The organism is Thiorhodococcus mannitoliphagus, assembly GCF_010915725.1.
In the GTDB taxonomy this organism is placed as follows: Bacteria; Pseudomonadota; Gammaproteobacteria; order Chromatiales; family Chromatiaceae; genus Thiorhodococcus; species Thiorhodococcus mannitoliphagus.
The window spans coordinates 1-595 of the sequence record NZ_JAAIJR010000431.1 but is presented as its reverse complement, the minus strand read 5'-3'; the positions used below and the strand labels follow the sequence as shown (position 1 = coordinate 595).

The following is a 595-nucleotide window of genomic DNA, read 5'->3' as shown; positions in this document are numbered from 1 at the left end:
TGCCCGATGGCTCGTACCTCGCCAAGTTGTATCCTAACGCCGCTGATCGGCGCCGTGATCGTCACGGCCTGCTGGTACGCCTGATCGAATACACACTCGATGACCCGCAGCGTCCCGGCAAGACGGAGCGTCATCGGTTGCTGACCACCTTGCTTGATGCCGACTTGGACCCGGCCCGCACCCTGGTGTGCCTGTACCATGAGCGCTGGGAAGAAGAAATCACCTTTGACGAACTCAAGACCCATCAGCGCGAACGCCCCGTGCTGCGCAGTCAGACCCCCGCCGGGGTCGTGCAAGAAGTCTACGCCTTGATGCTCGCGCATTATCTGATCCGGGCGCTGATGCAGGAGGCGGCCGCAACCCAGAACATCGACCCGCAGCGCATCTCCTTTACCGGTGCACTCAAGATCCTGCGCTGCCGCTTGCCCGAGTGCCCGACCGGGCCGCGGAGGATTCAGCAGTGGTACCAGCGCCTCGTGCAGGAAGTCGCCGAGGAAATCCTCCCGCCGCGCCGTCACCGGATCAATCCCCGCGTCATCAAACAAAAGATGAGCAAATGGCCCAAGAAGCGGGCGCACCACCGACATCCTCCTCA

Annotated in this window: 1 protein-coding gene; it reads left to right on the top strand. The window is 62.7% G+C overall.

The genetic code is table 11. The features are described from left to right. Positions 1-595 (top strand): transposase (locus tag G3480_RS27290; RefSeq protein ID WP_164657299.1); only part of this gene is annotated, 595 nt, incomplete at both ends.